Raw genomic sequence first — 25209 nt, 5'->3', positions numbered from 1 at the left:
TCTTCCTCCAAATGATTAGGCAATCACTTCTGAAAATAAATCATCCATCTCATCATCTGAAATATCAGAGAAGAGGAATACTTCTTTATCTTTTTTATCTACTCTCGCAACCTGATTACTTAAGTGGTCGTCGAGGTATAAATCTAATTTATCTTTAATTGATTTTACACGAGATTTCATACGAGCAGGATTATCTAAATTATAATAAATATAGCTTAGATATAATGGTTCAAAATTTCCACTCAACTCAATAATGAATATGCCTCGAGATGAAGTATCAAAGGAAAATCTAAAATCTTCATCTCTAACTTCAGGTATAAATTGAGTCAACGTTTCAGCTGCTTGCCACATCCCGCCGATTAATGCTCCTGCAGTTGAATCATTCCAAGATGACTCGAATGTTTTATATGAAAAGAGAGGAACTCCATCACGACGACAAACTAAAAGTGCTGCGTTCTTTAAGCTTTCAAGACCAGCATATTCCTTAAAAAATTCGTGAATGATAACTTCCAGTTTATCCAAAACGTACTCCTATACTTTTCTTTTATTCTCAAGGGCCTTAGAAATCGTCATCGAATCAAGATAATCTAAATTTCCACCCATCGGGATACCAAAACCAATTCTATCAACACTTACACTCTCTGGTAAGATTGATTTTATATATCCACAAGTCGCATCACCTTCCACGGATGGACTAATTGCCAGGATTAAATTTTCAACTCCAAGTTCTCTCACTCGTTTTTCTAATACATCGAGTTTTAATTCACTAGGGCCAATCCCTAATAGAGGATTTAATACTCCACCTAGAATATGATAAACTCCATGAAACTGATTACTTCTCTCAATGGCGAGGCAATCCGTTATTGACTCTACAACACACAGATCACCACAATGCTTTCTTTTTTCATTGCTACAGATAAGACAAATTTCATCATCAGAATAAGCACCACATTCCTTACAACTTTGAATTTCAGCAAGGTTTCTTAGTGCTTCACTAAATGCCATGAGTTCTCTAGGTTCCCATGTTGTAATTTTTAAAACATTACGAAGAGCTGTCTTCTCACCAATACCTGGTACCTTAGAAAACATATCAACGACGTTTAAAATCTTATCTGGCAATTTCATCTAGAATAATCCAGGAATATTTAATCCACCAGTTACCTTACTCATTGCTTTAGAAACCATATCTTGTGATTCCTTAACAGCGTGGTTAACTGCAGTTAGAACTAAATCTTCTAGTGTTTCGACATCAGTTGGATCAACAGCTTCTTTAGAAATTTTAATTCCAAGAAGTTCTTGCTTACCATTGATCTTAATAACAATAGCACCACCACCAGAACTTACTTCCATCTCACGCGACTCAAGTTCCTTTTGAAGTGTTGCAATCTTCTGTTGCATTTGTTGTGCTTGTTTCATTAAGTTATTCATGTTCTTTGACATATATGTCTCCTATTTTTTATCGTTTAGTGTAATTTTATCTACTTTCGAATTAAATATCGTCTCAGCATGTTTAATCACTGGATCGTTTACCAAGTTAGTTTCCATTTGCTTTAAACGCTCTTGCTCGGCTTCATACTTAATTTCTATTTTTGACTTGAACTGTTGTTCTTCAGCTTCTTCTTTCCCTACCAGCTGAATTTTAAGATCAATCTTTCCATGATCAATCTGAAAATAATTTGAAAGATTGTTCATCAATTTATCGAAAGCCTCTTTCTCATTGAGATAGTCATAAAAAACTTTTGAGCTCATTGGATAACCAAGCTCCACAGATAACATCTCAGCTGTATACGAAATTGGTGAAAGTAAGTTTCCTTGCTCAAGGTTTGCACTAGCAGCAGGAGAAACAGATCTTAAAAATGATAAGAAGCCATTCCAATCTTTTGGCTCATTAGACTTTTCTTTTTCAATTGATGGAGCTTGTACTTCCTCCACAACCTCTTCTATCTTTTCAGTAGTAGATTCGGGCTCTGGCATTGGAATTACAATTTTAATTGGCTCGGCTTCAGGCTTCACAACTTCAACAGGAGCCTCAACAACTTCTAGTTTAGAAACTGGTTGCTCAACTGGAACTGACTTTGAAATAGGAGCAGCAACCGAGTTAGTTACCGGCTTTCCCTGTGCGACTTGCGCACCCCCTTGAACCTCGGCCATAAACTCATGTCTTAAGGCAACTTTTCTAAATACTAGTTCGAGGGCATCCTCTGGACACATTGATGAAATGGCCCAAGTGATATCAGTAGAAAGAACTTCATAGATCCAATAAATTTCTGCACGCCCAATTTTTTCGAAATTTTCTGCGCTGATCTTGCTACTTACTCTATTAAAGTCTTTGTAGTCTTTTGCAATGACAATTTGAAATGCTGTTTCAAGAATTGCTTTCGCAATATTTTTTGCGCTTACATTTTCATATAGAGCACTTCTATATGCTGCGGATAATGCTTCTACATTTCCATTAACAATTCCATCAATAATTGACTTCATTGTCTCAATTCTTGCAATCCCTAATGATCTCGCAAAAATTTCTTCAGTAATATTTCCATCAATAGAAAAACTTAATACCTGATCAAGTAGTGAAAGTGTGTCTCTAAAAGATCCACTCCCAAGTTTTGCAAGCTCAGTAATTAAATTATCATTTTCAAACTTAATATTCTCAACTGAAGCAATATGCTTAATATGTGCAACGAGATCTTTAATCTCCGCATTTCTAAAATCAAATCTCTGACAACGAGAGAGAACTGTTCCAAGAAGTTTATCTGGTTCAGTTGTTGCGAGAATAAATACTGCGTGACTTGGTGGTTCTTCTAACGTTTTTAAAAGTGCGTTGAATGCACTTGTCGATAACATATGAACTTCATCGATAATATAAACTTTATATTTACCTGTCGTTGGAACATATTGAATATTTCCAATCAAATCACGTACATCTTCAACACTATTATTCGAAGCACCATCGATTTCGATAATGTTCATTGATGAGCTCGTATTGAAATCTTCACAAGCAGAACATTTGCCACAAGCATTACCATCAGCAAGTCTTTCTGTACAACGAAGCGACTTCGCAAAAAGTCTTGCTACCGATGTTTTTCCAATCCCACGAGTTCCTGAAAAGATATATGCGTGACCAACTCGATCCTCTCTTAGAGAATTTTGTAATGATCTAATAATGTGTTCCTGTCCAACAACGTCTTCTAATTTCTGAGGACGCCATTTCCTTGCAAGGACTTGATATGACATGAAGCTCCCAATATAAAATTTGTGATATGAATAATCTAAAATATTAGCTAAGGGTAGGCAAATAGATATTTGAAATAGGAGTAGCTGAACACAGACACAATGCAACAAAAGCTACCGTTGCTTCGTTCCCGACCTGGCGGAGTTCACCCTGAATACACTTGCCTGGCCCAGCTACCTAAGCAATATTAATCATACGGGCCAAGATGTGTCAATGAACATAACTATAATTGAATGATTATCGAATCACCCTTAATCTTAACGCGATCACTATCAATAAATTTTCTTATAAGCTTTAAAGTGTACGCTTTTGCTGTTATCCCAGCTACCGTAGCCTTATTGACCTTTATTTCTACTTCATCTATTAGTGCGTTATGCGTAATTTGACCACTAACTCTAATCGGCACTCTAAAAACAACTTTCGGCTTACCAACTAAATTAAATCTTCCATTCTTAATTTCCAGCTTTAGATCTTTAATATCTGTAGCATCGACAATTGCTTCTCTATAATTGATATCACTTAAATCATTATCAAGTCTCTCTATCTTAAATAAACTATGTCTCATACATCCATTTAAAAATGAACTCTGTGAAAACGGCATCCTCTCACCCATTCCAAGCTCATCCTTGTCACATTCAAACTTCATTCCTGCGACATAAGTTGGCGATGAATCTGTCTTGAAGCTCGCATAATCAGCCTTCATCGTAAAATGATCGCGAGCAAAAACAACTTCTGCTGTATTAATGTGAAGGTTGATTCCAGACTCTTTAAACTTTAATTTTTTTCCTGTTATATTCGACTCTTGTAAACAACCAAGCACGATCTTATCAACATCAATATCTGTCATGTTGATATCTTTGAAGCAATCTAATGTTCCCTTACCAAGACCGAAATGTGATTTTTTATAAAAGCCTGCAATATTCTCACTTTCAATAAATAAACGATCTTCATTAATTGAAACTTCACGACTCTCAATTTTAATTTCAAATTCATTTTTATCTGAAACATCTTTTGCGAGGATTGTACTGTTTTTGTTTGTATTAAATGGAACAATCTTAGTGTTTGCAATACAAGCAACATCAATATCTGTCGTAAATTTTCCCTTTGTATCACAATACATATCAAGATTATCAACATAGAAATTTAAGTCGCCAAAGTTAGTATTGAGATGATCTCCCTTGATACTAATACCACTTGTCGCAAGTTCTACTTCAGCTTGCTCAATATCGAGATGAGTAATTTGTAGAACAGGATTTGAAGAACCCAATGGTGTCGCAAACTTGATTCCATCTTTATAAAATGTAAATTTATCATTCTCTAGAAATGTCTTGGCTTCGAAAACTCTATCCGGGCCCACATCAATTTCAACTTCATTATCATCCATAAGAACGAGAATCTTTTTGGCAACTGTTAGTCCTTCAAGCCTCGAGTCAGTTTGGGCCTTAGTTAATTTCATCGAATCAACTAGGAAATACATGTAATCGTCTGCCGCAAAAACTTGCGTACTAAACACTATGCTTATTAATAAAATAAACTTTGAACTCAACATAAATCTCTCCCTTCTATTAGTGCAACACGAGTTGCTATGAATTGGCAACACACGAAGAATCAATGCAAAGAGGTGATTTATTTCATTTATGTAAAGTCTTGATTTTAAACAGTTACTTTTTCTAGAATTTCAAAAATGGCATATTAAGTGTTTCATAATTGAACAGCTGAAAGCGAAAGCTTTCAGCGAGAGAAGGCAAACGTTAGTGCTGCCGTAACATATTGAAAAGCGAATTTAGTGAATAAAGAGGAATGGCGGGGCAAAGTGGACGAATTTCGAACCGTTTGCCGTGAACTCTTTGTCACTAAAAATCAAAAGCTACTCCAAGGTAGGGTCCTATGAAACTCGCCGATAAAATCCTGCACATGCTAGATGAAGGGTTAAGTTTAAGCAAGAGAGTCAATTTAATTAAAAAAGAGGTTGAATCTAAGTCAGTATCTCGTGGTGAGCTACTTGGTCACCTATCATCACTAGAGAGACTTCTTGACCACAATCCAAAATCAAAAACGCTAATAAGGCCTATTATCAAAAAAGCTGAGTCCAAATTAAGCCGTCCTGCTTAGTTGCACCGTGACATTTTGGCTATGCTCTGATATTCCATATATAGGAGAAATTTATGGAATTTTTAATTAGAGAAGCGAATGTTCAGGATGCGAGTGGAATCGCCAGAGTCCATGTTGATTCTTGGATAGAGACATATACAGGAATTGTTCCTGACTCATACCTATCAACTCTTTCTAAAGCTAAAAGACAAGAGATGTGGGAGAACATCATTTCTAGTAATACAGCAAAACAATATACTTTTGTAGCCGAAGTAAATGGTGAAATTGTTGGATTTGTTAATGGTGGTGAAGCCAGAGAAAAAGAACATGGGTATGAAGGCGAACTTTGCGCAATTTACCTTCTTAAAAGTCATCAAGGAAAGAAGATTGGCAAGACCATGTTCCAAAAGTTGTCAGAATCATTAAAGAAAGATTCTATGAAAGATATGTACTTATGGGTTCTTAGAGACAACTCAACAGTGAACTTCTATCAAGGAATGGGAGGATTAAAAGGTACTGAAAAAATAGATGAGATTGGTGGTAAAGAGTTATTAGAGGATTTGTATTATTGGGAGAATTTATAATGGATTTGATTAAACCTTTAAAACTTGTAAAAGGTGACACAATAGGAATCTTCACTCCATCATCACCAGCTTATTGTGCAAATGAAGAACTGTTTTTAAATGGTATTAAAAATATAGAGAAACTCGGGTTTAAAGTTAAATTAGGTTTTTTAACAGAAAATAGAGCATCTCAAGGTTATCGCTCAGGTTCACCACAAGATAGGGCTAAAGAGTTTATGGACCTTATTAGAGACGATGAAGTTAAGGCACTAATCTCAACGATTGGTGGAATGAACTCAAATAGTATGATTCCATTCCTTGACTTCGATTTAATTAGAGAAAAGCGAAAAGTAATATGTGGCTACAGTGATGTAACGTCACTTCACCTTTCAATCTTAAAGTATTCAGGGCTTAAAACACTATATGGCCCAGCTATTATGACATGGTTTGGTGAATACCCGAATGGTATTGAAGAAAGCATAGAGTCATTTCTAACTGCCTCTATGGAAAATGATAATAAGACGAGAGAGATTAAGCCATTTCATAGGTGGAGTAATCATTTTAGAGACTGGTCAAATGGTGACTGGAAGAATATCCCAAGAGAATGGAATGAAAATAAGGGTTGGAAGGTCTTAAACTCTGGTGAAGTTGAGGGTGAAATTGTTGTCGCAAACCTAAACACACTTATGAGTTCCGCTGGAACAGACTACTTTCCAGACATAGAAGGAAAAATACTACTTATAGAAGAGATGTCAGCCCCTTGGTCAAAAGAAGAAAGAAGTTTGAGACAACTTCAAATCATGGGGGTATTCGATAAAATTACAGGTCTTGTAATGGGAAAAGTTGAAATGCCAAATAACGAAGGTGCACCATTTGATTTGAATGAGTTACTTTTAGAAATTATTGGGAAAAGACCATATCCTGTTATTTCAGAATTTGATTGCTCCCACACCATTCCGATGCATACCATTGGTGAGCGATGTAGAGTTAGTATTGAAGCAAGTGATGGTTATAATGTAGTATTTAAGATCCTCGACTCTTTTGTTGAATAATAATGCCTCGTAAACTTGCTAAAGAACCTAAAGTCATACTCTCAAAAATCAAACAACTTAGATTAAAGTATGGTGATGACATTCTTAGTCGAGCAAGTAACTTATACCAGTTTTGTTTTTATAACTTTCACTCTTATAAAATATTAGAACTCAAAAAGTGGTCCAACGATTTATCCAAAAAGTTCAAAAGAATAGAAGATAGCGAAGAAAAGAAAGAAGCGTTTAAGAAGTTCAAAGAACTTACAAGCTAGCCTTTTCTAAAAGGTGGCACAAGAGAATACGCAATGATTTACACCTTTCTCCTATCAAGAATGTTAAAAGAGCATCACAGTAGATTCTGGGACAACGCTATCTTCATCATTTATTTCACTTATTATACTGGCTTTTGCTATAACTCATTAAACGATGAAGATTTTAACTATGATACTTAGTATCTAGTTGATAAATACGACAAAGGTATGGCCAATAGCGATTTTAAAGAAGCATTTAACTTTATAGCTCGATACGACTTTAAAAGAAAAAGTTCCAAGGAAGAGAAAGAGTTTCGTGAAGCTAAGGTAAAACACTCACGGCCTGGTAAAAGACTCTTGAGACTTATATCGACAGACTCTACAAAGATAAACTTGAGGGCATTATCGAACTCTCTGATTGGCAAAGAAGAAACCAAGAGTACAAAGCTGAGCAAGATGAGATTGCAACAGAGATTGATGCTCTTAGACGCTCTAATACTGCTTACATGATGGAAGGGGTAAAGTTGATGGAGATTGCCAATAGTGCGGCCGAAATCTTTCCTCACATGGAAAATGAAGAAAAGCGAGAACTCATTAGTTTGGTACTATCGAACCCTGTCATAGAAGATGCAAGTGTTCGTTATGATTACAAAAAACCGTTTGATATGTTTGTTGATATGGAAAATATAGAAAAATGGCGGAGAATACTGAAAGCGAAAGCTTTCAGCGAGAGAAGGCAAACGTTAGTGCTGCCGTAACATATTGAAAAGCGAATTTAGTGAATAAAGAGGAATGGCGGAGAACAAGGGATTCGAACCCTCGATACCTTTCGGTATACACGCTTTCCAAGCGTGCGCCTTCGACCACTCGGCCAATTCTCCGCAATCTAAAAAACAAAGAGCAATAAAAAGCTTTTTTGCACCTAGCGAACCGGAAAGCATAAACGCTTTCCTCTCGAATAACCTTCACTTCAAAAGTGGGTGCAGGCATTGCGTCTGAAACACCTTTGGTATTTCGCCGCAAAGCTTAGGCCAATTCTCCGTAAATGAGATTCACAAGATAATACAACTAAAATTTAGATTTATAAAGAGTTCTTCTCTCGCGAAAGAAGTCAGAGAGAATTTTTGAACACTGAAAATGTTCTACGCCACCCATGATATCAAAAGAATGATTAAACCTCTTATCTTTTTGAAACTCATACCCTAAAGAGATTGCTCCCCCCTTAGAATCATAAGCCCCAAAAATAACTCTTGAGACCCTAGCTTGCATCAAAGCATAAAGACACATAGGACACGGCTCAAGCGTCACATAGACATCATGGTCAGTCAGTCGCCATTCGCCAAGTGCCTTACTGGCCTCAACGATAGCCAAGATTTCAGCATGCTCAGTAGCAACCTTATTTGTCTCTTTAGTGTTATGAGTTTTGGCGACTATCTCGCCAGATGAATTTGTAATTACACAACCAACAGGAACTTCACCCTCACGATAAGCCTTTTCAGCTTCTTCAAGGGCAATCCTCATATTCCAAATATCATTCTTTAATTCGATCATAGAGAAAACTTTTCTTTTTGCTTCGACTTCCGTTCAAAAGTCCAAAACTTTTGTAACTTAATAAAATTCTTTCTATCATCTTCTTCTTCAAAGCGAAACTTAATCCCATATGTAAATGGACGCCCCAGAGTATGACGGCGCTTAGAAACGATCTCCCCATGAAGTGATTCGCTAAATTGATTGTCTTCAAGCTTGATGACAATCTTTGTGCCGATGTCTAAATCTTTAAAAAGTGATAGGCCGCCGGCGCTGCGACGAAGGTCAACTAATCTTGCAGTAAATTCCTCTTCTCCAATAACTACTCTTGCTTCAAGATCATTACGATATCTAAAATCATATTCCCACCAACTTACAATTGGATAAAAAATTGGAGAATGGACAAAGTACGCAGACAAAATAATTGCGACAAATGAGAGTAAGTATAAATAGAATAAAGATATATCTTCATATGTTATCAAAGACGTAAACATATCGGAAAATATGACGGCCAATGAAATAAAGAGCATAGTCCAAAATGAGTAATGTAAAAATTTAAGCATACGATAGAAAAATCTATAGTAAACAAGCCAAGCTACAAATCCAATAAATGATATAAAACTAAACTCATGAGTAAAGAGTTCTAGAATTTTTGCTAATATAAATAGAAAAGAATGAAGAATGAAAAATATCTTCACGCGATCGAATTCATCTTTAAATTTAATTTTTGATACGCCTATAAACATAAGACTATTTTACACTCTTAAATGTCTTTGGGCGAAGTGGAAATTTTTGACTAATCTTCTTCGTTCTCATCTTTGTCTTTTAAACAAATCTCAAGAGCGAGACTGCTAAGCATAAGTCCAAAAATACCTGTAATATGAGCTGCTGAACCAAGTCCGCCTTCACAGTCGAGCTTAACAGTCGACTTTTCAATCTCACATACTTCAAATTGTTTTCCAAGCTCATGACTATAAACACACTGAACCTTAGCCCTAGCGCGCCCAATAGGAAAACGATAATCTTTTCTAAGCTTCTTTCTTACATTTTTAAGAAGCATATCATTCTTAGTCTTCCCTAGCTCTTGAATTTCGATAGCACGTGGATCAACTTTACCACCGGCACCACCAGCGCAAATAACTGGAATATTTTTTGTATAACAAGTATTGATTAAAAGTGATTTTTCACCAACACTATCCATGGCATCGATGACGACATCATATGGATTAGAAAAAATTTCATCAACATTCTTCTTATTGAAGAAGCAATGATGCTTGATAACTTTACAGTCAGGATTAATTAACTTAATTCTCTCTTCAAGTGCATCGATTTTAAATTTTCCGTAATTACCTTCATGTGCATGAACTTGACGGTTAGTATTTGAAACACAGATATCATCAAGATCAACAAGAGCAATTGTACCGACCCCACTGCGGGCCAAAGATTCAACTGTCCAAGTTCCAACACCACCAAGGCCAATGATTAAAATTTTAGAATTAGCAACGCGAGCGAATTTATCCTCACCTACTAATGAAGCGTAACCTTTAAATCTTAAGTCTATTGTTTCCATGGGCTGACCTTGAAAAGTAGATATAAAAAAACCTTGGATGTCCAAGGTGAATGGCGCACTCGGCAGGAGTCGAACCTGCGACCTTTTGATTCGTAGTCAAATACTCTATCCAGCTGAGCTACGAGTGCATTGAATTGAATTTATATTGTCTCTAGGGCACAATGTCAATTAAATTTTAACACCCCTTTCGGCTAAGTCCCCTAAAATCTTATCACGAATACTCTCAATATTAAGAGGTTTTTTAAAAAAATGAATTATGCTATGCGCACTTATCATTTCTTGATAATCACTTTGGTCATATGCTGAACACAGATATGTTAATGAAAACCTAAATCTTGAACGCTCTCCCTCAAGTGTTTTCAAAACCTTATTATTTGGCATGTTAATATCTGTAATAACAGACACTATTTCAGCATTCGTGGTTTTTATGTAGTCTTCGAAATCTGGAGAATTTGAGAATAAATGAATATTAACTCCTTCAACTTTCGAAAGTTTTCTAAACCTTAACCTTACCAGATTAAGAATATCTTCCTCATCATCAATAAAAACTATATCAACACTCACTAGGCAACTCCTCCTTTCGGCAGCGTAATAATAAAACGTGCTCCTGTACCGACTTCAGATTCAACCTTGATGTCACCACCATGCTTTTTAATTATATCAAAAGAAATCGACATCCCCAAGCCGGTTCCCTCTCCTGCAGGTTTCGTTGTAAAAAATGGATAAAACATATTTTTAAGAACTTCATCAGGGATACCAAGTCCAGTATCATTAATCTGAATCACATACTGCTTATCATCACTTGATAACTTAACCGTTAATACAGAAGTTGATTTCTTATTTTCGCTATACTTCTTAAACATCGAATAAAATGAGTTATCGAATATGTTAATTAATGCACGGGTAAGTTCTGTTTTATAAACGCTCACTCCATCAAATTTTCTTGGAAGATCAAGCTCGAGCTCACATTGAAATATGTTCTTGGCCATTGTCGCATCGTAAGCAAACTGAACCGCCTTTTCAACAAGAACACCAAGATTAACAGCAAGTTTCTCATCTTCATTTGTACGACTTAAAGAAAGCATTGAATTAATAATATTTCCAACACGCTCGCATGATACCTCTGAGCGGCTACATAAATCTTTGATATCATCAACAATTGTTAAATCCATTTTTGCTTTAACGTCTTCAGGAACTTCTGCGAGCATATCGTCTAATAACTCACGCACTAACGACACTGAGTTTACAATAATGTAAACAGGATTCTTAATCTCATGAGCTATACCTGCTGTCATTTTACCGAGAGAGGCCATTCTCTCACTCATTGCAATCTGGCTATGTGCTCTTTCAAGATCATCAATGGCAGAAAGCAATTGTCTATTTTTCTCTTTAAGTTCATAAGTTCTCTCGTCAACTTTCTTTTCGAGACTATCATTTAACTCTTTCAAGTTCTTATTCAATCCATGGATGTATTCAATGAAGCTGTTAAGGTTTCGAACAAGGACTCCAATCTCGTCTTCTCTATCAAAATCAAATGGAATTTTTTCTCCTCTCATCGTTGCTTCAGGATTAGAAATTAGATAGCGACTAACACGACGTAAACTTCTTGTGATAAGCAATTCATAAGTAAAGAAGAGAAGAATACAAACGACAAGAGCTTTTATTCCTTGAATAATTACCGTCACCATTACGCGTTTTAAGAATTTTTGATTTAAACCTGTATCATCAAGGGCTATTTCTAAAATACCAATTTTTTCATTAGAGTATTTTAGATTAAATGCCTTAACTTCAGAATTTATGATTGACCCTCCCTCGAAATAAGTCGAAGAATCATCATAGATTTTTACATACGAAACAAATGGGTAACCTAATAAACTGTTTGCCTGTGTTTTAATTATGCTCTTATTCATAATCCACAAACTTTCTGAAATCGGTGCAACATAGAGGTCATTAATAATAGTGTATGTATTAAAGAGCTCTTTCCTCTCACCACGATATTCATAGTAGATTTGAAGAGCAGTAAATATAATTGTAAACACACTTGTAATCGTCCAAGTAATCAAGAGTGTTTTGAATGAAAGTGAGCTATCTTTAAAGAAGTTCAATTTGTTCCCGTTATTTTGCTTAATTAATTTATATTTATTTTAAATGATTACAACCCAATAGTGGTCACGGTATTTTTTTCTTTATCCGACGAAAGTATTTTGCACAGTTATTCCAAATTAAAGTTGGGTAATTTCTGCCGATAAGACAAGTATACACATTATTAGGAGTTCTTAATTATGCTACGTAACTTAACTTTGGGATTAACACTCTTCTTTACCAGCAACATCTTCGCAGGAGGATTTTGTCTTTCACATGGCCAGTGTCAATCTTTAACAGATGAAACTACAGCATGTTATCTAGTATCAACTGGAAAGAATCAATGTGAAGAGCGTTGCTTTACAATCTATGCCGGTTCTTACTGTGACTTTATACCTGGGAAGAATTATGGGACTTGCAAGGATGAGAATCACAAGCAAGCCATAGTAGATAAAAACGATTGCTCAAAAGCAATACCACAGGAAATTGTTCAAGATCTTCTCTAGTCACATTTCCAAACAACAAAGTAGGATGACCTAGAAAGCCAATTGCCTATGTTAAAAAAAGTTATCCAATTTGGATATGATTTAAACTTGGGAACACAATTGGCGTTAGAAGCAAAATCATCATACTCTTTATACTTTGTGGATAGATAAAATCCTGCATTCAGTTTTTTTGCATCTACCACACCAAATGTTTTAATTAAATCTCTCTGATAAAATGGCATGGAAAATCCAAAATGCCTATCTGCCTGATCTGTGTAAACACCAATGCGATCAATTTTATTATCGTACATATATTTATATAGGTTCATATACGAATTCGCTGGGAATAGTGAAGTTCTAATCATAATCAGAAAATTTAATACAATTAGCGACTTGAATATTTTTGAATATTTTCCCCTAAGAAGTTCTGATATGTATGGCAATGCCATCAAAGAACCAATAAGAAAATTAAATGTAATAAATCTTACTTCTTTATGTGGTATCAGACTATGGATAATAAAGAATGACCAAAAGGCAATCACCCAGAAATTGAGTTTATGCTCGCGATGATAGCGATAAATCCCATAACAAATAACGAGAGGAATAAGTACTCCTCCTTTAAATATCGGCATAAAGAAATAATAATAAAATGGCGACGTTCCAAAACCTGAAGCTCTCGAATGAAGAATGTTTTCTCTAAAGTAATTCCAAAAAGAGAGATTGAATGTACCATATCCCCAATAATCAACAATAATACCGATTATTATAGCGATACCAATGAAGATTGAATGAACAATAAATTCTTTATAATTTTTCTTTTTAAATAACTCCCAAATATTAACAAAGAAAACAGGAACACCCATTTGATATCTCGCTAAAAAACTCGCCCCAAAAAGTATTCCAGAAATCATCTTATTTGAAACCTTGTTACCTCTATGATGAAAGTATGCTCCAAACAAAAACAAACTTGTTGATAATGATTCCGAATTAGTTCTGACAAATAAGAACGGAACAAACCAGAGTAGAAAGTAAATAAGTAAACTATTCTTATTCTTTGAATCGAACTCATTTAAAAGAAGACGCACTGATACTATACCCAATACACCATTAAACACACGAATGATAAAAGCGATGATATACGGATCATCTAAGAATAAGATCTTCGTTAGAAGATAATAAACATAGGTTTGAAACCAGGGTCTAATTTTTTCGTGAAAGTCCCAATTAAGTAGATCAGGCCTAGGCCAACTCGATATTTTTAGCTGTAACAATTCTAAAATTTGATAGTGCTCATCTGGATGAAGAAATCCTGAACTAAAAAATGCCGTCACGATAATAATGACGGCAGTCCAAAAGATGTTTTTATTATTTTTAAAATTCTCCATATGATCCTACTGAAAACTCATATAATCTTTTATCAGAACCCTGTGGATGAATATAACTCATCATCAACTTAAGAGGTAATTTTCTCATAATATTTGTTTCAAGTCCGATTTCAAGACCATTACTTTCTTTGTTATCTGGTACAAAATAATTCTTTGAAAAGAATTTAGTTTTATCATAGAAAAAATTAGCAGTGATTCTATTTAGGTATAACCAATCTCCCAACAAACGAAGCTCAGTATTAACAACAGGGAAGCTATAGTCAAATCTATAAATTTCAAAATTTGGAAAGAAAAAATAATTAAATCCACGAGAATATTTATAATCTGCCGTCAATGACTGACTAAGGCTAATTCGATAAGCACTAGCTGAATCTTCCTGCTTAATTCTTTTATAAGACATCTTAAGCCCTGCATTTGTAAATATGCCTGGTATATAAATATCTGCTTGTATATCTACTAATCTACTATCGCGACCTCTCTTCAAATCAGCATCAACATATTTAATATATGAATCAATTCCCCACACTGGAAAAATTCTTCGCCAAGTTTTGTCTTTTGTTAAACTAAAAGAGAATTGTCCTACCTTCTCAAGAACTCTATCATTCTGTAATTCGTAATCTGCAGTATTAAGGTCATTAGTAACTTTTATTGCTCTTGCAACTCCGGTTACGAGCAATTTTAAATTGTAAAACCCAAATCTGTCGACATATGGAAGAGTAATACTTGGAACAATAGATGTTTCCGCCCACTTATTCTTTGCGCCTTGAAAATCTTCTTCTCTATCCTCATAAAGTCCACCGATTCCAAAAATTGGATAATATTTCATAAAGAAATAATTTCCTCCAAAGATTGGCTTACCATTCTCAGAGTTTCGACCAATGGAAAGATCTGCAGTATTATCACCTAAGTAATTTTTGAATATCCCCGTCAGCATTAACCCTCGCCCCCCAAAGAATGACCACGAATGAGGTCTCAAAAAATCTTCCATTCTTCCGTAATCTTTGTGTTCTATATTTTGCTTCTGTGCAATCTTCTGAACTACTGGTTTAGATTGTAAATAATTATCAGAGTAATCATCTTTAGAGAGATAATCAGTTTCTAATTTGTTTTTTGATATTTTGATACCAAGAGCTGTTTTTTTTGCAACTTTTTTTCCAAAAGCTGTTTGTTTTACGTAAAACAAATTCCCATTAAAAACTCGCCCCTCGAAAGCATCTTCATCCAGACCTGTCAAAGAATAGAATTCGCCAGTTTTTATATCATATCTAACAATATTCACACGCCCATTAAGATCACATTCAAATATAAGATCGTTTCCATCTGTGCTTAAGTTAAATATATTATTTCTTGTTCTGGAAATGATCCTTTTATCCCCAATGTAAATTGAGCGATAGCCTTCTTTATCCGCGCTAATATATGTAATTTGGTCATTAAAATAAATGGCCTCATAAATTCTACCTTGGTGAGAAATTTCCCCTAAGTAATCTCCATTTAAATTGTATCTTGCTAGTATCCATTTATTATCGCTTGTAAATTCAATGGCCATAAACGTTTTGCCATCTAATCCAAAGCTTGGGTGATATAACCTCTTTCCATTTGTTATTCGTGTATTTCGATCTTCTTTGATGTTATATATATAAACGTCTGAGAAGCCTTTAAACGCATAACGACTATCTGGCTGGTTTCTCGTATAAACAATCCTATTTTCGTTATAATCGATTTTTGATAGACCTGTTTCTATATTGATTTCTTTTATTTTTTCTGGTTTTCCAGACTTATTTAAATAAAGAGCTCTCAGATCATTCATCGTCGATTTTAAATAATATAATCCATCTTTAGTTGGGATCGGATAAGAATCTATTTCATACTCTTTTTCAGTAACTTTCTTAGGAGGCCATTTTTTGACGAGTTCTGCTATAGTTTCCTCATAAAATTCATTAAAGTTTTTCTTTGTTACAACTTCGAAGGCGGTATAAATGGCAAAAGGGTTATAACCTCTTCGTGTGATCTTTGGGATAATCATTTGCCAAATTTCATCACCATAGATTTTTCTTGCTCTCGTTATCAACAGATACCCCCACACATAGTGATTTGGATATGGTTGTGTATAACTGCCTGCTAATAACTGATCTAATGTAGGAAATTTTCCGGCCTCTACTAATGCTCTGGCATACGCCATAAAGCGAGGAGATCGCCCTCGTCCTGCGTCTGTATATTTAGTTTCAGTCCAAACGGCATCACCTTCAAAGAACCAAGCTGATGTTGTCCAAAAAGTTAAAAGACTTAGACCATTATCACCGAATAACATTTTGAAAAATTTAAAACCACCAGAATCTAATGCCTGATATTGAACAATATGCCTATATTCATGTACAGCTAAAGCATGATACCAATCAAGCCCACCGATAAAAGGATTGAAGCTTGAAGAAGCAAAGAACTCTGATCTAAATGGTCCTCTAGTTACAAATCCATTCGGCTGTGACATTTCGGGACGTATAATAAATTGCATCGATGGAGGCGTAATTCCATATGACTCACCTTCAATCAATCGATAATGATCGAGTAGTGAATAAACATAATCAGCATCTGCTTCAATATAGTCTGGATATATAATTTTAAAATGCGCATCTTCAATTTTTTTCCATTTTATTGAAGGTGAGCTCTGTGAATTCGTAGGGAACGAGTAAAATAATTGTGCAGAACTAGAGAATGCCAAAAGCATTAGGATGAGAATCTTTTTCATTTAAAATCCATATAAAATTTGTATCATGCGTAATTTTAATGGTGTTTAGAATGAAAGTCTATGAATGTGAGGTTGAGACTAGAACAAAAAAAAAGCTAGGCAGAACCTAGCTTTTTTATAGATGGCGGAGACGGAGAGATTCGAACTCTCGGTACAGTTGCCCGTACGACACCTTAGCAAGGTGCTGCCTTCGACCACTCGGCCACGTCTCCAACAACTTGTATAATTATATGAAAAAAAAATGGCGGAGGACACAGGATTCGAACCTGCGGACCCTTGCGAGTCAACGGTTTTCAAAACCGCCGCTTTCGACCACTCAGCCAATCCTCCGCATATAAATGACGTAAAAACATTTTAAAAGAGCTGCTAAAAAAAGCAAGTCCTAAATTAATAAAACTATTACAAAAAGTTGTCAAGCGAATTACTGCAATTGAAGAATAATTCTGTTAATTTTTGCTCGATCTTGTGCTGCAGGGTTTAAATTTAAATAAGTTTTAAATTGTTCGATGGCCATTTGACCTTGTCCAATTTCTTTATAGATAAATCCAAGTCTCTTATGCAATTCAGGATCAAGATCATTCTGCCTTAATGCTCTCAGGTATAACTCTCTAGCAGCTGCAAAATGCCCTTGTTTCTCTTTTAATTCACCTAGCTCAAGTAAGCACTCATAAAAGTCTGGCTTGATCTGTATCGACTTTTCCAAGCTCTTCTTTGCCTCGGTATAGTCTTTAGCCTGCATGTATATCTTTCCAAGAATGTAGTAACCAAGATGTGATCCAGAATTAACTTCAATTTCTTTTTTAGCGGCCTCTTCTGCTGATTTTAAATCATTTTGCTTTAGGAAAATATTAGCTTTGTAGTAATTAACTCTTGGATAAGCACTAAGTCTCTCTTCAACTGAGTTTAAAATTCTTATCGCATCTGAGTATTTACCAAGTTCAGTATAAGCTGATGCTAGCTTCATCCTTATATCAATTTTTCCAGGTGCTACAAGTAGCAACTTTTCTGCATTTTCAACAATCGCCTTAAAGTCTTTTTCTAATTCTGCTGACTCAACAAGATATTCATAAAGTGACTCGTCAGATTTCGAAAGTCGCTCTAGTTTTTCACGATACAATTTGTATTCAGCAAAATTTTGATCCCTAAAGTAAAAAATTGCAATTTGTCCAACAAGCTTTGGATTATCCACTGACTTCTCTAATTCGTTACGTAGATAACCTATTGCTGTTGTAACGTCATCCATTTCAAATATCACTCGAGAATATAGAATCTTATAGTCATAATTAAATGGATCAAGCTTCATCGCCTCTCCAAGGAATTCCTTACAGCGAGCAAACTTCTTCAAAGAGAAAGCAATCTTAGCCATTTCAAAGTAAATATCATCTCGAAGAGGATTCTTCTGTAAAGCTCCTTGATATCGATCAAAGGCAAGTTTATCGTTTCCAATTAAGTTATAATAATGACCAAGAACAGCGAGGTATTCAAAAGAATCCTGAAATGTTTTAATTGTAGAGAAACTCTGAATAAGCCTCTTAACTTCACCGACGCGGTAAGCTCTTAAGTTGGCCATAAGCAATTCATAATTTACATCAATATTTAATGGATAGTATTCTCTAAGTTTACTTAATGTACTAATAGCTGAGTTATAATACCCTCTTCTCGACTGAAGTTCTGCGAGATAAAGCTTTGCATCAAGATTACTTTCACTCAAGTCACTCGCTTGAATCGCATACTGAAAAGCTTTCTCCCAATTCAAAAGACTCACTTCTCGTTTTGATTTGGTAATTAATAGATCAATCTTACTTTTAGTAATGATTTCTTCGCCAATCTTATCTCCACCGACATCTAATGTAGCCAGAACTTCCTTAAGCTCTCTTGAATCATAGAGCTCAAGTGATGCTTTGAAGTACTTAGGAACTTCTTTGAATTTATTCTGCGCAATTTGAATATAGCCCATAAACTTTAGAGCCTGTGCGTAGATAATTGGAGATCCTCCACCTTTCTTTGCTAATAATATAACAGTAAGTGGTTTTAGTGTTTCAATATCCCTAAGCTTTAATAAGACATTTCCATATATCGCTAAGAATCTAAGGTTATCTTTAAATTTTTCATGACTTTGCTTATAAAGCTCTAATGCCTTTTCTGGCTGCTCATTTAGGATAAGATATTTCCCCATCGCTTCTATAACGTCTACATCTGACTTAGGTGCTTTCTCTAGTTTTTCAAATGCACTTTTCGACTTTACAAAATCACCAATATCAATCAACAGCGAAAGATACTTGGCATATACTTTAGGAGTAGGTCTATTAAGTCTTAGATATCTTTCAAGAATTGTTACAGCGGTATGCTTTTTATTAAAGTTTGCAAAATAGTTTGCTGCCCCGAGAGCGACATTCGAATCACTCAAGACTGCTGGCCCTGCAATCGTAATTAGTTGATTTAAAACTTTTCCATACTCAATTTGATTTTGAGCAGCTGGAAGTAACTCAGAATACGAAATTATGAGATATGGAAGTGCTTCATTCCCTCTGAACTTATTTACCAGTGATTTATTAAATAATAATGAGGCAGCGACAATATCTTTATAATTATCTTTTTGATATAGCTTAAGTCCTTTTTCAAAATCTTGCTTAGCTAGTTGTGTGTTTTCAATTTTTGCCACAATAGGAAATTGAATTTTAGGCCTAAATACAGTTTCTTCTTTTTCATTACTATCTGGGAGTAAAAATATTAGAGAGACGATTACAAATAAAATTATAGAAAGGTTCTTTTTGTTTTTGATCGGTTCAACTGTTGTTTTCTTAGCTTTCTTAGCGCCCTGTTTGGCAGATCTAGTTTTTATTTTTTCTTGTTTTTCAATGACAAGTAACTCTTTCTCGAGATCTCTATAATCATCCTTCTTTGGTACTGCTGGCATCAGGTCATTCAGACTTACCATCATCGTCTTTTCATTAACGTCTATCTTTTCCTCTGGGGGTTGAACAACTTCTTTTTTTCCCACAACAGGAGCATCTGACTTTTCAGGTTCATCAGCCGCTCCTTCGTTATCATCCATAACGAGGTCATCTCTTCTTACTATTCTTGTCTTTTCTACGCTTTCAACATCTGGTAATTTAACAATTCGCGTTTTCTCAAGCTCTACTTCTTTTTTCTCTTCCGCTTCACGAATTTTTTCTTTTTCAACTTTATGACGCCTTTCAAGTTCTCCATAGTCGACAAGATTATTTACTCGACGGTCAAACTTAAACTCTCTAAATTCAGTTGCATCTTCAGCTGGGCGTGATGGCTGTTCGACCTGTTCTGTAATAGTACGAGTTGAATCTTCTTCCTTTTTTTCTGAAAATGCTTTTTTGATCTCTTGAAAATTAGAAATATTATCCCAGTCACCTAGAGGAAAAACCTGAAACAAACTTGTTGCTGATATTTCATTCTGCTCTTGTAATTGTACAAGGTCAGTTAAAAGCAATGGGCCAATGATTCTACCATCATCGTTTTTTACGCGGTATTTTTTCATACCATCCCATTATCTTTGCAGTGCGCATAAAAATCAAGAATGGACAAAAGTATCTGATATCATGAGCTTTTGATAGCCTGCTATCAAAATATTTACAATTAAGATAAATCCAGAAAATTTAGTTAGCATATCGATATTTTCTATACCTGCAAAAACTAAATAAATTACAAATGTACTCAAGATTACCTGTACATAACGCTGAATTTGAACATTCTTAATGAACTCTTTCATCACCATAAAACCGACATAAATCATCAAACAAATCTGTAGATTAGAAATTGCAGATATTGAAGGGATTATTAAGATTGTAAAACACAGTGTGGTAAGAATCAGATTCTGAACTCTTTTTTCTACGTAGAATCGTAGCAGGGTAAACACTTGTACCCCAATAAAAATATACTTAAAAGTATAAGGAATATATGAGTAATGTGTGATCAATGAATTAAAACACCCGAGAGTTAAAACATAGTATTGTAGTGATCTAATATTTCCACTTTTAATGTTAGTGAAAAATATAAATATAAGGAGAAATAATATCTCAAGGAAATATTCCTTAATGAATAGACCTTTCCCGACATCAATCTCAGATATAAGTAACATTAAAAATATACAAACAATCCACAAAAGTGAGCGAGTTGTAGATCTAATTGAATCCTGTTTCATTGCAAATATTGGAAGAATACCAATCAAGTAAATCGCATTCGAGAATTTTAAGAAAACGGTAAGACAAGTAGCCGACATCCAAAAAATCGTAAAATCTCTAAAGATTGATGATAGGGTTGTACGGTTTTCATGCACAGCAAATAAATAAATTGAAGAAAGAATTGTTAAGAGAATGTATTCACTATTTCTCACCATATAAGGAATGAAAAGTAAGTGAAAGATAACTAGTAAGAGCCAAGGAGCAACTTTTAAGAATGCTCTTTTAATACTCTCATGTCCAGAGAATACTTTCTGTAATAAAAGCATTAATGGGTAACAAAGAAATAAAGAGTAAAACTCAATATCCATATTCAACCTCTGTCTCTTTCGCAAATAAATATGCTAGTAAGCCACCACAGATAAAAATTTTCAATTCATTCGGAAAATTTAATAATACTAAAGAGAACGTAATAAACACAATCGAAAGCGTATTCATCACCCTTGTCGTCAGGCCAAGCTCATTTCTCTTTGAGGAGATCAGAAGAATTAAGAATGACAAAGCAATCCACTCTTTAGCAACTCCAAGTAATAAGAAGGCCCAAAAAATTGCTCGCATATAGTCACTAGACTTCGTTAGAACTAATTCTTTGAATATCGTAATGGCCAAGAATGGTAATAAAATCCAGTATTCAACTGGAGTGAAGCTTATATTGATTAACCAAACAGCAAAGATAAAATCAATAAGGATATTCCTCTTCATTAGCAGTAAGTAAATCGCGCTTATGTAAACTAAAGACAACTTTAGATCTTGGCCGAACATAATATTCATACCAACCACGAGAATTATCTGCATCAATAAGTTTTTATATACTTGTACTTTCCCAAAATTTTCTAGCTGATCAACAACCGCAATAGCTAACACAACATACAACCAGCCACTAAAAGTCAGTAATAAAAACACTGCAAAAACTGAAGCCAGTAAAAATTTTTTTAATGGTCCATTAATGAAGTAGATTGGAACAAAAGGAAGAAAAAGAATCGTATTAATATTTACAGCTAGTGCAAAATCAAAGTTCTTAAGAATTCCATAATACTCAACAAGAGCCAACTTACTAGCCTCATTGATATTCATAAAAGTAAATACAATCAATGAAACTATGGCATACATTAAGACTATTATACTCTTGATTAAATAAGTCTTTTTCATAGACTAACCACCAGTTTTATCGCAAGAAATAAAACAGCAAAAAATGACAAAAGAGACCATGCATCACCAAATGGAAGCTTCGCTTTTGGGAATGGTTTAAATGATATAGGTTGCATTCTAATTTCAGAATTAAATGTTCTTTCCAAGCTTTCATTCAAATATCGATGTCTATAACTATTCACAATCTCATATTGTACAAGTAGTGACTTAAATCTTGTCTTATCGATTTTAAAATAATTCCAAAGAGCACCCGAGAACAAGAAAAAGATTTGTAAAAGAAACGGAAGATACAAACTCTTGTAGAAGAAACTTACTCCGTATTTTTTAGAAAAACCAAAGGCATAAAAACCTTCTGTATATGGTTGTAGGATAGTAATAAGAATTAAGAAACTAATCATACATGTTATGTAGAAGTCATAAGCCTTGATATCAAATGACTTAACCCTCTTTATATTCATTATTGCAAGCACTAGAACAACCAAGCCTAGGGCCATTCCATGATCAGCAAGAAGACCTAATGAGATTATTACACAAGGATTTATAAGAGATGACATATTCTTCGCAAGATCTATAGCCTTGAATTTAGTAAAATCATTTCTCTTAAGCTCAAGTCTTAATAACTCAAAAACCGAAACTGATACAAAATATGTCGTACAAAGTAGCAATACAGCATTATATTCATTTAAACTCAACAAACTAAAGTATGAGATTGTAAATATTTGTAGATTATTATTCTTTTTATGATTGTATAAAACGACTGCGACCAAAGAAAATACTGGTATTAAAAATTGTGCATATTTAAAGTGGTAAAATATTTGGTTGTTTAAACTTAAAAGTAGCATCATAAAGATGGCCCAATGGGTATCCTTGTCCTCTAAGAAAATTAAAACATAAACCACGAAAAGCACGCTAAAAACAAATGAACTAAAGATTAAAGCGCACGAAGCCAGTGCCAGTGGAACAAGTGTTCTCGCTCGCTTTTGAGCAATATAATCGATACTGGTAAATATCAGCGTCATCACAATCGATTCTGCAAAAGAAATTCCCAGGTAAGACCCCAAAAGACTCGCAAGCCCAAGCATTGCAGCAGGTGAAGAAATTTTCTTGAAACCAAAAAGCGTATAAATTGAAATCGCAACCAAACCAATCGTCACGCTCTCATTTGCCCAAGTTTTAAATCCTAGGGTCATAAACAAGATAATGCTGATCACAGGAAATATATATTTCTCAAAACTTTGCTTATTCGCTAAGAATGAGACACTAACTGTAAATATTAAAAACAATATTAGATAAATCATACTTTTAGCTTCGCCTTTGCGTAGATATAAAAATAGAAAAAGAGAACCAGGGTAGGAATTAAATAAATAAGAAATCTGTATTCAGAGACTTCCCCTATTTCCATCATTTTCTTATCCACCATCGATACTAATATAATAATTATTTGAAAAAGTGAGCTTACTCTCTTTTTGTAACTTGTCGTTAAAAGAAGTGGTACTGTTACAATGATTAACAACATAGATATATATGGAAAATATTCTAATATCGTACTAGTCATTAGAATCCCTCAACTGTGAGAAAACGATAGATATTACCATTAGCATTGGAGCAAATATCTTAATTAATCTTTGTGCTGTAAGCTTCTGTGAAATATCAACGGCCTTATCAGGTTCAAAGAAGTTAAATGATGACGAGTTTAAAATATTCAATAAGGCAATAAGTAAAATAATAACTATCAGTTTTGTTACAAGCCCATATCTATTCATACCAAATGACTTCTCTTCTTGTAGTGATGGGAAGGTATGTGCAAAAGTAGATAGCACAAGGAAAAACACCAACGATAAGATACAGAAGTATGTCATAAAAACTTCTGAATTATTTTCGAGTGATATAACTAACAAGATTGTTCCAACAAGTGAAAGAGCAGTTGAAATTTTTGAATCCTTCATTGTATAAAAAGCGACCAGTATAATAATTGTCAAAATTTGAATAGCGATCATAGTTGATACACCTTAATTACACATACAATAATAAATGTAAGCATTGTTACAAGAACATATAACCGGCTGGACTTCAAAGCCTCAGAAAGTGATTTAGAAACTGTAAGATTATGTGTCCACTTTAAAATATAAATCATGACTATATATTTAACTAAGAATACAAATTTCTGAAGTAATTCAAGTTGAAATGAGTTCATATTAAACCGATCAAACAGACCAAGTGAAGTATCTCCTCCTGCAAACAGGAGAACCAAAACAACTCCGTAAATCATTAGCCTTGCATAAAGCAAAATCATATTTTGGTAATCAATAATCTCATACTCGCCAGGACTTTTAATTATCTGTCTTTGACTATCTTTAATAATCAAAATGAATATCCAAAATACTGGAGCTAACATTATTGCATTCCACTTTGGAACAAAGAACATTAACTGATTTTGCTTGGTGATAATTTGCGAGATTACTGGGCTTAAACTATAGAAGTGCAGAATCATCGAAATAATAATCAGTGTAGAGATTATGTAGAGTGTCGATCTAATATGTGAGAGTAGATCAATTTTCTGCTTAATACTTTTGAAGTTTAAATAGCTTAAGCAAATAAAATCGAATGTAAAAAATAAAAGCAACTCTGTAATGGATATCTTTCTGTAAAGAATATTCGATTCACCAAAATCATAAATAATCACAAAGAACATTATTAAAGAGATTATAATTTGAAATACTCTTACTATATATGATGAAAAATCATAACTACGACTCTGCTTAGAGAGAGATATATATCTCTGAATAGAGATCGAACGAAGACCTTCGACTTTGAAGATTTTAAATGTTGCGAATACTATTAAAAGTATTAAAAAAGATAATACTAATAAGTTAAACATTGATACCA

Annotated in this window: 25 protein-coding genes, 4 tRNA genes and 1 other RNA gene; 6 read left to right on the top strand and 24 right to left on the bottom strand. The window is 34.4% G+C overall.

Annotation, left to right across the window (positions count from 1 at the left end; translation table 11 throughout):
* Positions 1-15: 15 nt before the first annotated feature.
* From M900_RS15910 to M900_RS15890, 6 genes are all read right to left on the bottom strand, one after another.
* A complete protein-coding gene (locus tag M900_RS15910; RefSeq protein WP_021276019.1) occupies positions 16-522 on the bottom strand; it encodes a hypothetical protein in 507 nt (168 codons plus the stop codon).
* A 9-nt stretch (positions 523-531) separates the two neighbouring features.
* Entirely contained in the window at positions 532-1125 is a 594-nt protein-coding gene (gene recR, locus M900_RS15905; RefSeq protein ID WP_021275725.1) for a recombination mediator RecR, read from the bottom strand.
* Positions 1126-1440: a YbaB/EbfC family nucleoid-associated protein gene (locus M900_RS15900; RefSeq protein WP_021275840.1), complete on the bottom strand. Its 315-nt coding sequence runs from the start codon at positions 1438-1440 to the stop codon at positions 1126-1128.
* Between the two features lie 9 nt (positions 1441-1449).
* Positions 1450-3234, bottom strand: a complete 1785-nt coding sequence (dnaX, locus tag M900_RS17455; protein ID WP_021275987.1) for a DNA polymerase III subunit gamma/tau — start codon at positions 3232-3234, stop codon at positions 1450-1452.
* A 79-nt stretch (positions 3235-3313) separates the two neighbouring features.
* Positions 3314-3407: signal recognition particle sRNA small type (gene ffs / locus M900_RS17485), an RNA gene on the bottom strand.
* Positions 3408-3455: 48 nt separating this feature from the next.
* Positions 3456-4781 (bottom strand): hypothetical protein, encoded by a 1326-nt coding sequence (locus M900_RS15890; RefSeq protein ID WP_021276001.1) that lies wholly within the window; start codon positions 4779-4781, stop codon positions 3456-3458.
* 338 nt (positions 4782-5119) lie between these two features.
* On the opposite strand from M900_RS15890, the gene M900_RS15885 reads away from it, so the two are divergent.
* The 5 genes from M900_RS15885 to M900_RS15860 all read left to right on the top strand — a co-directional run bounded on the left by M900_RS15885 (position 5120) and on the right by M900_RS15860 (position 7926).
* Positions 5120-5344: a hypothetical protein gene (locus M900_RS15885; RefSeq protein WP_021275757.1), complete on the top strand. Its 225-nt coding sequence runs from the start codon at positions 5120-5122 to the stop codon at positions 5342-5344.
* 53 nt (positions 5345-5397) lie between these two features.
* A complete protein-coding gene (locus tag M900_RS15880; protein ID WP_021275782.1) occupies positions 5398-5907 on the top strand; it encodes a GNAT family N-acetyltransferase in 510 nt (169 codons plus the stop codon).
* Entirely contained in the window at positions 5907-6938 is a 1032-nt protein-coding gene (locus M900_RS15875) for an LD-carboxypeptidase (protein WP_021275939.1), read from the top strand. Before M900_RS15880 ends, M900_RS15875 begins: the two co-directional genes overlap by 1 nt.
* 2 nt (positions 6939-6940) lie before the next feature.
* Positions 6941-7189 carry a hypothetical protein gene (locus M900_RS15870; protein ID WP_034733095.1) on the top strand — a complete coding sequence of 83 codons (249 nt, stop codon included), beginning with the start codon at positions 6941-6943 and terminating at the stop codon, positions 7187-7189.
* A gap of 506 nt (positions 7190-7695) precedes the next feature.
* Positions 7696-7926 carry a hypothetical protein gene (locus M900_RS15860; protein WP_157680703.1) on the top strand — a complete coding sequence of 77 codons (231 nt, stop codon included), beginning with the start codon at positions 7696-7698 and terminating at the stop codon, positions 7924-7926.
* Between the two features lie 35 nt (positions 7927-7961).
* Here M900_RS15860 and M900_RS15855 read toward each other — a convergent pair.
* The 7 genes from M900_RS15855 to M900_RS17450 form a co-directional block, all read right to left on the bottom strand.
* A tRNA-Ser gene (locus M900_RS15855) sits at positions 7962-8049 on the bottom strand.
* Positions 8050-8236: 187 nt separating this feature from the next.
* Positions 8237-8719, bottom strand: a complete 483-nt coding sequence (locus tag M900_RS15850; RefSeq protein WP_021275741.1) for a nucleoside deaminase — start codon at positions 8717-8719, stop codon at positions 8237-8239.
* Positions 8716-9441 (bottom strand): PilZ domain-containing protein, encoded by a 726-nt coding sequence (locus tag M900_RS15845; protein WP_021275852.1) that lies wholly within the window; start codon positions 9439-9441, stop codon positions 8716-8718. Before M900_RS15845 ends, M900_RS15850 begins: the two co-directional genes overlap by 4 nt.
* Before the next feature lie 50 nt (positions 9442-9491).
* Positions 9492-10265, bottom strand: a complete 774-nt coding sequence (locus M900_RS15840) for a ThiF family adenylyltransferase (RefSeq protein ID WP_021275804.1) — start codon at positions 10263-10265, stop codon at positions 9492-9494.
* Positions 10266-10316: 51 nt separating this feature from the next.
* Positions 10317-10393, bottom strand: a tRNA-Arg gene (locus M900_RS15835).
* Between the two features lie 40 nt (positions 10394-10433).
* Positions 10434-10829: a response regulator gene (locus tag M900_RS15830; protein WP_021275691.1), complete on the bottom strand. Its 396-nt coding sequence runs from the start codon at positions 10827-10829 to the stop codon at positions 10434-10436.
* Entirely contained in the window at positions 10829-12370 is a 1542-nt protein-coding gene (locus M900_RS17450; protein WP_021275790.1) for an ATP-binding protein, read from the bottom strand. Before M900_RS17450 ends, M900_RS15830 begins: the two co-directional genes overlap by 1 nt.
* 177 nt (positions 12371-12547) lie before the next feature.
* Between M900_RS17450 and M900_RS15820 the strand changes: the two genes are divergently transcribed.
* Positions 12548-12853 (top strand): hypothetical protein, encoded by a 306-nt coding sequence (locus M900_RS15820; protein ID WP_021275985.1) that lies wholly within the window; start codon positions 12548-12550, stop codon positions 12851-12853.
* Here the strand turns inward: M900_RS15820 and M900_RS15815 are convergent.
* The 11 genes from M900_RS15815 to M900_RS15765 all read right to left on the bottom strand — a co-directional run bounded on the left by M900_RS15815 (position 12850) and on the right by M900_RS15765 (position 25201).
* Entirely contained in the window at positions 12850-14217 is a 1368-nt protein-coding gene (locus tag M900_RS15815; protein WP_021275900.1) for a mannosyltransferase, read from the bottom strand. The genes M900_RS15820 and M900_RS15815 overlap by 4 nt on opposite strands.
* Positions 14204-16960: a peptidase MA gene (locus M900_RS15810; protein WP_021276077.1), complete on the bottom strand. Its 2757-nt coding sequence runs from the start codon at positions 16958-16960 to the stop codon at positions 14204-14206. The genes M900_RS15815 and M900_RS15810 overlap by 14 nt, the downstream gene beginning before the upstream one ends.
* Positions 16961-17082: 122 nt before the next feature.
* Positions 17083-17172: transfer RNA gene (locus tag M900_RS15805), tRNA-Ser, on the bottom strand.
* Between the two features lie 30 nt (positions 17173-17202).
* A tRNA-Ser gene (locus tag M900_RS15800) sits at positions 17203-17290 on the bottom strand.
* Positions 17291-17381: 91 nt separating this feature from the next.
* Positions 17382-20474 carry a tetratricopeptide repeat protein gene (locus tag M900_RS15795; RefSeq protein ID WP_021275767.1) on the bottom strand — a complete coding sequence of 1031 codons (3093 nt, stop codon included), beginning with the start codon at positions 20472-20474 and terminating at the stop codon, positions 17382-17384.
* A 33-nt stretch (positions 20475-20507) separates the two neighbouring features.
* Positions 20508-21485 (bottom strand): hypothetical protein, encoded by a 978-nt coding sequence (locus M900_RS15790; protein WP_021275780.1) that lies wholly within the window; start codon positions 21483-21485, stop codon positions 20508-20510.
* Positions 21475-22323, bottom strand: a complete 849-nt coding sequence (locus M900_RS15785) for a hypothetical protein (protein ID WP_021276037.1) — start codon at positions 22321-22323, stop codon at positions 21475-21477. The genes M900_RS15790 and M900_RS15785 overlap by 11 nt, the downstream gene beginning before the upstream one ends.
* The gene (locus M900_RS15780; protein WP_021275802.1) at positions 22320-23621 is read right to left on the bottom strand and encodes a hypothetical protein; all 1302 of its coding nucleotides are present in this window, start codon (positions 23619-23621) and stop codon (positions 22320-22322) included. Before M900_RS15780 ends, M900_RS15785 begins: the two co-directional genes overlap by 4 nt.
* Positions 23618-23878, bottom strand: a complete 261-nt coding sequence (locus M900_RS15775) for a hypothetical protein (protein ID WP_034733088.1) — start codon at positions 23876-23878, stop codon at positions 23618-23620. Before M900_RS15775 ends, M900_RS15780 begins: the two co-directional genes overlap by 4 nt.
* Positions 23871-24320 carry a hypothetical protein gene (locus M900_RS15770; protein WP_021276067.1) on the bottom strand — a complete coding sequence of 150 codons (450 nt, stop codon included), beginning with the start codon at positions 24318-24320 and terminating at the stop codon, positions 23871-23873. Before M900_RS15770 ends, M900_RS15775 begins: the two co-directional genes overlap by 8 nt.
* Entirely contained in the window at positions 24317-25201 is an 885-nt protein-coding gene (locus M900_RS15765; protein WP_021275834.1) for a hypothetical protein, read from the bottom strand. The genes M900_RS15770 and M900_RS15765 overlap by 4 nt, the downstream gene beginning before the upstream one ends.
* Positions 25202-25209: the final 8 nt, after the last annotated feature.

This window comes from Bacteriovorax sp. Seq25_V, assembly GCF_000447795.1.
Taxonomy (GTDB): domain Bacteria; phylum Bdellovibrionota; class Bacteriovoracia; order Bacteriovoracales; family Bacteriovoracaceae; genus Halobacteriovorax_A.
The sequence above is the reverse complement of the archived record's forward strand: the minus strand, read 5'-3'. Positions and strand labels throughout refer to the sequence as shown.